At 60.6% G+C, this 7777-nt stretch carries 6 protein-coding genes; all 6 read right to left on the reverse strand.

Annotated elements, in window-relative coordinates:
* On the reverse strand, positions 1-392 hold a 392-nt coding region (locus AB5164_RS09250; protein WP_368148014.1), incomplete at its 3' end, for an alpha/beta hydrolase.
* 104 nt (positions 393-496) lie between these two features.
* Positions 497-2092 (reverse strand): glycoside hydrolase family 28 protein, encoded by a 1596-nt coding sequence (locus AB5164_RS09255; RefSeq protein WP_368142485.1) that lies wholly within the window; start codon positions 2090-2092, stop codon positions 497-499.
* Positions 2093-2207: 115 nt separating this feature from the next.
* Positions 2208-3767 (reverse strand): MFS transporter, encoded by a 1560-nt coding sequence (locus AB5164_RS09260; RefSeq protein WP_368148016.1) that lies wholly within the window; start codon positions 3765-3767, stop codon positions 2208-2210.
* Positions 3768-4179: 412 nt separating this feature from the next.
* Positions 4180-5664, reverse strand: a complete 1485-nt coding sequence (locus tag AB5164_RS09265) for a UxaA family hydrolase (protein WP_368143321.1) — start codon at positions 5662-5664, stop codon at positions 4180-4182.
* Between the two features lie 75 nt (positions 5665-5739).
* Positions 5740-7254, reverse strand: coding sequence for a tagaturonate reductase (locus AB5164_RS09270; RefSeq protein ID WP_368148017.1), 1515 nt, complete (start codon positions 7252-7254; stop codon positions 5740-5742).
* 96 nt (positions 7255-7350) lie between these two features.
* Positions 7351-7777, reverse strand: a 427-nt coding sequence (locus AB5164_RS09275) for a glucuronate isomerase (RefSeq protein ID WP_368148019.1), incomplete at its 5' end; no start/stop codon positions are given.

Consider the following 7777-nt stretch of genomic DNA (forward strand, 5'->3'; position numbering starts at 1 on the left):
AGCCAGGGTTGGTCCCAAAGCGCCCCGAGCAAGCCAACTAGATGCCCACCGGCCGAAAAACCCATGACCGTAATCCGATCAGGATCGACACAGTACTCTGCCGCATGGCTTCGGACGGTATCGACCGCCCGCGCGAGTTCTTGCAATGCCAGCGGATAGACAGCCGGAGCAACCGAATAGTTCAGTACAAACGCTTGGTAGCCCATCGCCAACAAACGGAGCGCTACCGGCTCGCCTTCGCGCGGCGAAACGTGATCGTAGCCGCCTCCTGGCACGACCACAACTGCAGGCAGCGGTTTTAAAGCATAAGCATCTTCGGTCGGGGCAAAAACATAAGACGTAATCGTGGCAGACGAGCCATCGACCCCGACAGGAATCGTTTTATTGAGCATGTATTCCCTTTCACCATGATGCGTAGCGCAGCGCACACGGCCGTATCGCACAAGGGCTGCATTGCCGATTTATCCGACAATGCAGCCCTGGTCATCAACCCGAGTTAGGAACGGACAACCTTGTCGACGTTCTGGAGCTGCAGTTCCTCGCCGTCCTGGCCCTCGATCACCACATTTTGCAGGTCGAGTACCTTGACGTTTTGCGCGATGATGCCCTGGCGCACCATGGGCTCAACGCCACAGGCCATGGCCGGAACAAAGGGCTCGGCATCCGGCGCGAAGGTCACGTGGACATCCTGGAATGTCAGGCGCGTTACTTTACTCTCGGGCAGGCCCGTGATGTAGGCAGCGGCCGCGTGGCAGTTAGTGGCCTCGATATCGCAAAACGTCGTGGCACCAAAGCCGGGCGTGCGGTCGTCGACAGGCAGCGTCTCGCGAGACTGCACGTAATCGGTCTTGCCGTCCTTGTCGCAGAAGTAGAAGGAGTTGACCACGAAGGGCGTGAGCACCTCATCCATGCGAATGTGCTCAAAGGTAATGCCCTCGTTGACGGCATCCTTGCCGCGCCCGCGGCGGGTCTTGACGCGCAGGCCGCGGTCGGTGCGCTCAAAGAGGCACTTGCTCACGGTAAGGTCCTTGATGCCGCCGGCAGCCTCTGAACCCAGGACCACGGCGCCGTGACCATCGTGCATGTAGCAGTGAGAGATCAGCACGTCGTGCGTGGCGGGACGAAGCTCGGGCTCAATGCCCAGCTTGCCGCTCTTGATGGCGATGCAGTCGTCGCCCACCGAGAACTGACAGCCAAGGATGCGGACAAAGCCGCAGCTCTCGGGATCGAAACCGTCGGTGTTGTGGGAGTTCTTGGGGCCCTCGATGGACAGGCAGAGCGCATCGACGTGCTCGCACAGGATGGGGTGAATGTTCCACGCCGGGCTGTTGCGGACGGTGAAGCCGGCCAAGCTCACGTTTTGGCACTCGGACAGGAAAATCATGCGCGGGCGGGCGACCTCGCGGCCCTCCTCAGGACGGAAGATGTTCTTAAAGTCCTTGTTCCACCAGTTGTCCTCGGCAAAATCAGTCTGACCGTCGATCGCGCCGCGACCATAGATGCACACGTCGTGCACGCTCAGACCCGTAAAGGTAGAGCAGTAGGTCGAGAAGCTCTCGCCCTCCCAGCGGCCCAGGGGCAGCATATCGGTGCCGGCATACCCGGCACCCTCGTTGCCCGTGACCGTACCGGGGATGTAGGCAAGCGCCGCACGATCGTGGCGAGCCAGCAGCACCGCTCCCTCGGCGAGCTCGATGTTGATATTGCTCTTAAGGAAGAGGGACTTGATACGATAGCTGCCGGCGGGAATCAGCACGCGCCCGTCCTTGGGGCAGGCCATGATGGCAGCCTGGATGTTGGTGGTGTCATCATGCTCGGCATCGCCCTTGGCGCCACAGTCGCGAACGTTGATGGTAAAGGGCTCAGCCGGCGTGGTGACACCTACGCTCAGCTCACGCTCGCCACAAACAAAACGAACCAGGTTGCGCTTGCCGGGGGTCAGGCCGTCGACATAGGTCTCGACCGTATTCGTGGTACCGGCGGGCTCGTCGTTGACAAAGATCTCCCACGTATCGGCGCAGGTAAAGTAACCGCCGTCGTCAAGCTCGATAACCGCCGCGCGCGCGTTGCGCCAGATAACGTTCGTCTCCATGGGTTTCTCCCTCAAAAAGATGCTCTAAAGGCAAATTGTACGCTGTTGAAAAAGGGCCGTGCCTGCCGGCGGAATTCCGGTGGCACGGCCCTGTGATTTGGACGATATGTCGGCCTTACTCGGCGGGAGTTACGCTACCGTCCTGGAAGCCAACGTTGTTGTGGGCAAAGCAATCCTCGTACTTAAAGCCGGAGAGCTCCTCGCAAAGCGCCTTGACCTCGGGCTTGACGTCGGCCATCTTGCCACCCTCCTTGACTCGGTGAATCTCGTCGCAAAGGACGTCGCACTGCTCCTTGTCGATCTTGATGCCGCGGGCAAGGACAGCCGCGAGCAGGAAGAAGCCGGCGCAGCCGATGAGCATGTAGCCGCAGATGTACAGAGGCACGGTGGCGGGCTGGGTTACGGCGTCGCTGTTGCCGGCGGTCTGAATGAAGCCGGAGGCAGCAAGGACGATAGCCCATGCGTTGACGGCGATAGCCTGGGCGATCTGCTGGCAGAGCTGCTGAGCGGAGCTGTAGATGCCCTCGCGACGACGCAGGGTGATGAGCTCATCGACATCGGGGATGTAGTTGAGCAGAACATCGGGCAGGTACTGGAAACCAACGTAGAAGAACTTCCAGATGGCGAAGATGATGGGGTAGGCAATCATGGCGATGGCGACCGTGGAGGTGCCGTTAATCTGACCAAAGGCGAAGTAGTTGTAGGCGATGATGCACGCAGCGCAACCGACGTTGGCCAGGTACCAAGACTTGTGGAAGCCCTTCTTGGCCATGAGGGCAACCCAGATGGCGGTGCAGACGATAGCGACGACCTTGCCGGGCATCTCCATCACGGACTCATAGGACTTAGGAATCTGCAGGCAGTAGACGATGAAGAAGGACAGGCAGGCAGACCAGCAGGCAGCAGCGAGCTTCGTGGAGACCTGTGCATACAGGACCTTGCGGAAGGACTTATTGCGGAAGGTAGAGACAACGTCGATGAAGAACTTCTTGATACCCTCGCCGACGCTCTCGATCTTCTCCTGAGCCACCTCCTCGGGGGTGTGCTCCCACGTGGACAGGTACACGCACAGCAGCGAGATTGCCATGACCGAAGCGTTGACCGTAGCGATGATGAAGTAGCTGAACGGGTTGGTCTCGCCGAAGGTGCCAAAGCCAAAGCCGACGAGTGCTGCCATCAGGAAGCCGGCGGCGTTACCAAAGAGGTGCTTGTAGCCGGTGAGGTACGTACGCTCCTTGAAGTCGTCGGTCATCTCGATGGTAAGCGGCGACAGGTTGGCAGTGCAGAACGTATACGCGACGTTGTAGATCAGGTACAGCACAAAGTAGTACGGGAAACCAAACGGCGTAGCCACAAAGATGAGCGGCTCGGCGACCATCATCGGGATTGCCAGCAAGATCCAGAAACGGCGGCGGCCAAAGATACGGCCGATCTTGGTAGCGTAAAAGTTATCGGCCACAAAGCCCATGAGCGGGCACAGAATGGCGTTGAGATAGATGGCGAACGAGCTGATCAACGCAGCCTCGCCTGCGGACAGACCGCACTCCGTGGACAGGAACAGCACCATGTAGCTGTGCGTAAAGGTCAGGGCACCAGAGTTGAGCATGCCGCCCATACCAAAGCCCAAGCGCGTCCAGAATGTGATCTTGCGCTTTTTACCGATCTTGTTAGTCATCGAGCTCCCTCTCTTTTCTCGATTGTCTTGGAACAAGACATTGGAGTCCATACCGACGTCTGTCTGCATGCCGTTCAGGGTGAACGTTTAGCTAGATTATGCGCGATTTGCTTATAATAGGTGAACGTTCACTTGTATATTATCCTTGAACGGTCGTTTTTTGCCGTTGAACGGACCTGAAAATGAAAATATCCCTGCATTTTTGATTATTAAGTCGATTCAGCACCACGCAACCACTAGGTGAACGTTCATTGTTCTCTGGAGATGAGGGAGGTGCCGGGCACCCTTCCCCAAAAAAGCCGTGCACGACAACGCAACGAGAAACGAAAAAACGACCCCGCCGAGAATGTCCTCAGCGGGGTCGTCCGGTCTTTGCAACAGCTTGCCCGATCACGCGCTCAACGTGTCATCACTACAGGCAGACGCCGTCCTTCCAGATGCTGATCTCGTGACAGCCGCGACGCTCGGCGCTGGTAAGCTTGCCGCTCGCCGTGTCCAGCACCAGCTGGTACAGGTCATGGGCAGCCTCGTCGAGCGTGCGCTCGCCGGTGGCGACCACACCGGCGTTAAAGTCCATCCAGTTGGCCTTGTGGTCGCACAGACGCTGGTTGGTGAACACCTTGAGCGTAGGCGCCGGCGCACCAAACGGCGTGCCGCGGCCGGTCGAGAACAGGATCACGTGGCAGCCGGCAGCCGTCAGGGCCGTGGTGGATACCATGTCGTTGCCCGGACCGCACAACATGTTCAGACCATGCTTGGTAGCCTGACCGGCGTACGGCAGCACGTCGACGATGGGGGCAGATCCGCCCTTTTGCACGCAGCCGCAGCTCTTGTCCTCGAGCGTGGTAATGCCGCCGTCCTTGTTGCCGGGGCTCGGGTTCTCATAGACGACCTCGCCGTGGCTGATAAAGTAGTCCTTAAAGCCGTTGAGCATGTCGGCCGCCGCGTTAAAGACCTCTTGGCTCTCGCAACGATCGAGCAGAATGCTCTCCGCGCCAAACATCTCGGGCACCTCGGTGAGCACCGATGTGCCACCGCGGGCTACGACCATATCGCTCACGCGACCGATCGTGGGGTTGGCGGTAATGCCCGAAAGACCGTCAGATCCACCGCACTTAAGGCCAATGACCAGCTCGGAGGCGGGAATGGGCTCACGCTTGGCCTGCTTGGCCAGGTCGGCCAGCTCAGACAGAATCTTGTGGCCCTCGACCTGCTCGTCGGCTACATCCTGGCAGGTGAGGAAGCGAACGCGCTCGTGATCGAAGTCACCGAGCTCGTCGAGCACCTGCTGGTGCGTGCAGTTTTCGCAACCAAGGGACAGGAACAGCACACCCGCAGCGTTTGCGTGACGCGAGAGCGCCACCAGCAGACGGCGTGTCTGAGCGTGGTCGGCGCCGGTCTGGGAGCAGCCAAAGGGATGCGGGAAATAGTAAACGCCCTCCAGCGAACCCTCGACCAGATCCTGTGCCTGCTCGCACATGGCACGTGCGACCTCGTTGACGCAGCCGACCGTGGGGATGATCCACAGCTCGTTGCGCGTGGCGGCGCGGCCGTCGGCACGACGGAAGCCCATAAAGGTCTCGGGCTCAACCGGCTCAACGACCGGATGCGTCGGATTGTAAACGTACTCGACCTCGCCCGAAAGGTTGGTCTTGACGTTATGCGTATGAAGCCACTGACCGGGCTGGATGTCGCCCGTCACGTGGCCGATAGGAAGACCGTACTTGACGACGTCCTCCCCCGCCGCAATAGCACGCACGGCCATCTTGTGGCCCTGCGGAATATCCTCCGCGGCAACGACCTCGCCCACCCCGGGAACCGCGACGGCGGCGCCCTTGGCAAGCGGCGACAGCGCGACGATCACGTTATCGGCCGGATTGATCTGGATAGTGTTCATTACAAATGGTCCTAACCCTACAGGTTGAGCAGAAGTCGAGGCGCGGGCAAGCCGTCTGGCGCCCGCATCGGGAATTTACGCCTGGGCGTTGGCGAAGGCCTGCTTGACGCCCTCGGCGCGCACGACGGTGAGCGCGTTGACGACAAATTCCTCAAGGCCGGCGATCTGCGTAAGGTCCTCGCCCCACATCTGCTCATTGGTGAGCACGTCGTGCACCAGTTCGGCATCGTCTGCACCGGCGTGGGCGGCGTAGAAGTCGAGCACGAAGGCGTCGTCCTGAGCGGTGTACTCGGTGCCGTCGGCACGGCGCAGGTGCAGGCCATCGCCCTCGCGGGACACAAGCTCCTGCGTGTAGAAGGCGATGAGCGTAGCTAGGCTCGTGGCCAGGCACTTGGGCAGGCTGCCGGTCTCGGCAACATAGTCCTTGAGCGTGGGCAGGTCGCGAGCGCGCCACTTGGCCGTGGAGTTGAGGCAAATGGAGAGCAGCGCGTGGTCGATAAACGGGTTGTCGAATCGGTTCTCGACGGCGGCGGCAAAGGCCTTGCAGTCTTCGACATCCAAATCGGCGGCAAGCGTCGGGATGACCTCGTGGTAGAGCATGGTGTTCATGAAGCCGCGGACGGTCTCGTCGTGCATGCAATCGCGCACGATGTCAAAGCCGGCAACCCAGGAGCCCGGAACAAAGGCAGTGTGGGCGCCGTTGAGGATGCGGACCTTGCGCTTCTTGTACGGGGTGACATCGGGGGTCACAAAGACGCCCGGCAGGCCGGCCTTCACGAAGGGGAGCTTCTCGGCAAGCGACTCATCGCCCTGGATGCCCCACATCTGGAAGGGCTCGCGCACGGCCAGGAAGGGATCCTCGTAGCCCAGGCGCTCGGCCACGGCAGCGGCCTCCTTGGGGTCGCGGATGCGGCCGGGGACGATAGTGTCGACGAGCGTGGTGCAGACGGTGCAGTCGTTGGCCATCCACTGCGCAAACTCGTCCTCCCAGCCCCAGTCGCTCACGTACTGGTTCATGATGCGCAGCAGCTCATCGCCGTTGTGATCGATGAGCTCGCAGGCGAGCACAATGACGCCCGGCTTGCCGGCGGCCCAGCGGGCGTGAAGGACCTGAGCAAGCTTGGCGGGGAAACTCGCGGGCGGCATGTCGTCGGCCTTGCAGGACGGGTCGTAGGCGATACCGGCCTCGGTGGTGTTGGAGACGATAATCTCCAGGTCGTCAGAGACGGCGACCTCCATCATGGCGCGGTAGTCGTCCTCGCGGTACGGGTTGATGCAGCGGCTGCAAGCGCTAATCACGCGGGACTCGTCGACCGTGTTGCCGTCCTCCTTGCCGCGCACCAGCACGGTATACAGGTCGTCCTGGGCATTGATACCGTCGGCAAAGCCAAAGGCGCCGCTGATGGGCTGGACCATGACGATCTTGCCATTCCAGCCGGTCGCCTCGTTACCCATGTCAAAGAAGCGGTCAACGAAAGCGCGTAGGAAGTTGCCCTCGCCAAACTGCAGGACCTTCTCCGGCGCGTCCTTGGGCAGCAGGTAGCCCTCGTAGCCGATCTTCTCGAGCGTATCGTAGCTGATGTTCTCCATCTATGTGTCTCCTTAGATAGCCGTTAGCGTGTAAGCAAAACGGGGGCGCCGCGTGTGGCGACGGCGCTCCCGAGTTCGATGTGATTCGATGCAGGCTTATGCCTCGACGGTGTCCAAATCAAAGCCAAAGTAGCGGACCGCGTTGTTGTAGCTGATGTCGCGCACGATACTGCCCAGCAGCTCCATGTCGGCCGGGTACTTGCCCTGCTCGACCCACTCGCCGATCACGCTGCACAGCACGCGACGGAAGTACTCGTGGCGCGGATAGGACAGGAAAGAGCGGGAGTCGGTAAGCATGCCCACAAAGTTGCCCAGCACGCCCTCGTTAGCCAGAGCCGTGAGTTGCTCGCGCATGCCGACCTCGTTGTCGTTGAACCACCAGGCGGAGCCGTTCTGGATCTTACCGGCGGTCGGAGCCTCCTGGAAGCAGCCCATGACGGTATCGATCATGGTGTTATCGATGGGGTTCAGGCTGTACAGGATGGTCTTGGGCAGGCCGCAGGTCTCCTGGATGGAGTTGAGG

The sequence above is a fragment of the Collinsella aerofaciens genome, assembly GCF_040915425.1.
GTDB classification, from domain to species: Bacteria; Actinomycetota; Coriobacteriia; order Coriobacteriales; family Coriobacteriaceae; genus Collinsella; species Collinsella aerofaciens_BW.

Excerpts from the sequence above, each read along its gene's own strand:
- AB5164_RS09270 (WP_368148017.1), bottom strand. The coding sequence starts at position 7,254 with ATGGAGAACATCAGCTACGATACGCTCGAGAAGATCGGCTACGAGGGC.
- AB5164_RS09265 (WP_368143321.1), bottom strand. The coding sequence starts at position 5,664 with ATGAACACTATCCAGATCAATCCGGCCGATAACGTGATCGTCGCGCTG.
- AB5164_RS09255 (WP_368142485.1), bottom strand. The coding sequence starts at position 2,092 with ATGGAGACGAACGTTATCTGGCGCAACGCGCGCGCGGCGGTTATCGAG.
- AB5164_RS09260 (WP_368148016.1), bottom strand. The coding sequence starts at position 3,767 with ATGACTAACAAGATCGGTAAAAAGCGCAAGATCACATTCTGGACGCGC.